This is a genomic window from Flavonifractor sp. An306 (assembly GCF_002159455.1).
Lineage (GTDB): Bacteria > Bacillota > Clostridia > Oscillospirales > Oscillospiraceae > Flavonifractor.
Window position 1 is genome coordinate 1 of record NZ_NFIQ01000163.1, and the last position, 2,358, is coordinate 2,358.

Consider the following 2,358-nt stretch of genomic DNA (forward strand, 5'->3'; position numbering starts at 1 on the left):
TGCTTTTCGCCGCTGTACGGACGGCGAACTTCATCTCCACAGGGTTGACCAGCAGCTCCACATGGTTGTCTTTCCCAAAAGACCGAACACATGTGGTGCTGAACTTGATCCTCTTGTCTTGAAACAGTACATAGGGACGGTGATAATTATCAAAGAATTCACTGCGGGCGATTTCAAAGCCTCTCATATCAAAATCTCCCGGAACCAATGTGATGCTCGAGGGCAGGGATGCATCCGCCTGCTGCTCATCGGGCGGATGGATACTGGCGGACGCTTGGTAATAATCCGCCGGCTTAAATCCAGCCCAGCGGGGATTGATGGTCACGAACCCTCTGAGCAGGCCGCTGTCGATCACCCGCAGCTCCGGGAGGATGGAGCGGTTGCCATACTTGGAGTTGTTCAGAAGATGCTGAACCGCAATGAAATCATCTCTGGAAACAATGCCCTCGTGGTGGTTCCGGTAAAGGCTCTGGGGTCTGTCCCCCCGATTCTTTCTGGCCTTGTGGTTCAGATAGTTGGGGGTGAAGGTCTTCCGGGTCAGTACATCCCCGCAATGCCGCTCATTGCGAAGGACCTGGACAATGGAGTTGGATGTCCACTTGACATTCCCCAGATAAGTCTTCCTGCCCAGCTCGGTGAGCGCCGCCGCAATGTCGGAGGTGGAATATCCGTACAGATACATATAGAAGATGAGTTTTACCGTGGGGGCTTCATCCGGGTTGACGACCAGGTTTCCATCTGCGTCGTGAGAATACCCCAGCAGTTTGGGCGTCAATGGCAGACCTCCGTCCAGCCGCATCCGCAAGGAGGTTTCCATGCTCCGGCTGCGGATGTGAGACTCCTCCTGAGCCATGGTGGCCTGAAACGAAAGCGCCATCTGGGAATCGTCTTTGAGGGAGAAGATACATTCGCTCTCGAAGAACACTCCGACGGGACTGGGCAGCTCCGCAAGCATTCGCACCATGCTGATACAGTCCACCACATTTCGGGCAAAGCGAGACACGCTTTTGGTAATGATCATATCGATTTTCCCGCTGCGGCAATCGGCGATCATGCTGTTGAACTCGTCCCGATGAGCCAGAGAAGTCCCGCTGATGCCCTCATCCGCATAGATTTTGACCAATGTCCAGTTGGGATGATGCACAACAAAATCTTCATAGTATTTCTTTTGCAGCTCATAGGAGGAAGTCTGCTGGACATTGTCTGTGGAGACACGGGCATACACGGCGACCCGCTGCCTTATATCATTGTCGTAATAGTCGATGGGCTTTTTAGCCGGAATGAATTCATAGTTCTCCGGGTCAACTTTTGTGTTGATACGCCGGCGGACCCGTTCTTTCCGTTCCGCAAGCTGTTTGCGTGTGGACTTGTCAATCATGCAGCATTTCCCTCCGGGGTTCGTCATCAGGGAGTATCTTCCAACCGGGATCTGGCAAAAAGTAGGGGTCGTGTAGATTCTCCTGGTAATAGGAAGCCAGCGTATAAATATCCTCCGAAACGAAGTAAACGCCCACTGGCTTTGGGAGTGCTGCCAAGAGGCGCGTACAGAAAGAGAGCTCGGAGAGCTTCTTCGAGATATTGCTTGCTTTCTGGGTAATGATCAGATCGACCTTTTCCTCGTAGCAGTCTTGAAGGAGCCTTGACCACTCCGGGGCGCTCTCCATATTGGGCGCAGTGCTGCCCTCGTCCACATAGAAACCGACAAACTTCCAGTTTGGGCAGAGAGCCAGTGTATCAAGAAATTGCTTTTTATGAGCTGAGAGATAGTCCTCATAGCGGGTCTGGTTGAAGTAGCGGATGTATACCGCCACACGGTAATGTGTTTTGGGAAGCGGGCGTTCCCGCTTGATTTCCTTTAACCAGGCACGATGTTCCGCTAAAAGGGTGTTTCGTTCCGTCTCCCTTTCCAGCAGGAAATCAAATGAGGGCATAACTTCCTGCTCTGACTCTCTATTTTGAACGGCCAGATCTGACATATTTGCTCCCCCTGTGTTATTTCTCTTCCAGGCCATTATATAATCTGCAGACTAATAACAAAATCGACCAGAAGTCAACACCTTGACTTCTGGTCGATAGATGAGAAAAAAGAAGCGAGCCGGCAATTCCAGCTCGCAAATTTTCAGGTATTGTCATCCCGTCTGGCCATAGTGGATTTCAACTCACGAACAATCTTCAGGATGGAATCCAGCTCTTTGGGAGAGCAGTCGGCCAGCAGCTCGTCAAACTCGCTCTGGTATAGGCTTCTCACCTCCGGCACATCGGGCCGAAGAAGGGAATCAGCAGACACTTGCAGGGCTTCGATGATTCGGATAAAGGTTTCCAACTTCATGCTCGTCTTGCCTTTTTCGATATTGCTGA

At 51.5% G+C, this 2,358-nt stretch carries 3 protein-coding genes; all 3 read right to left on the bottom strand.

The window, feature by feature from the left end; genetic code table 11:
• Window positions 1-1,378 (bottom strand): recombinase family protein (locus tag B5F88_RS19130; RefSeq protein WP_140402209.1); only part of this gene is annotated, 1,378 nt, incomplete at its 3' end.
• The gene (locus B5F88_RS19135) at window positions 1,371-1,976 is read right to left on the bottom strand and encodes a recombinase family protein (protein WP_087937015.1); all 606 of its coding nucleotides are present in this window, start codon (window positions 1,974-1,976) and stop codon (window positions 1,371-1,373) included. The genes B5F88_RS19135 and B5F88_RS19130, both read right to left, overlap by 8 nt.
• A gap of 143 nt (window positions 1,977-2,119) precedes the next feature.
• On the bottom strand, window positions 2,120-2,358 hold a 239-nt coding region (locus tag B5F88_RS19140), incomplete at its 5' end, for a helix-turn-helix transcriptional regulator (protein WP_204246275.1).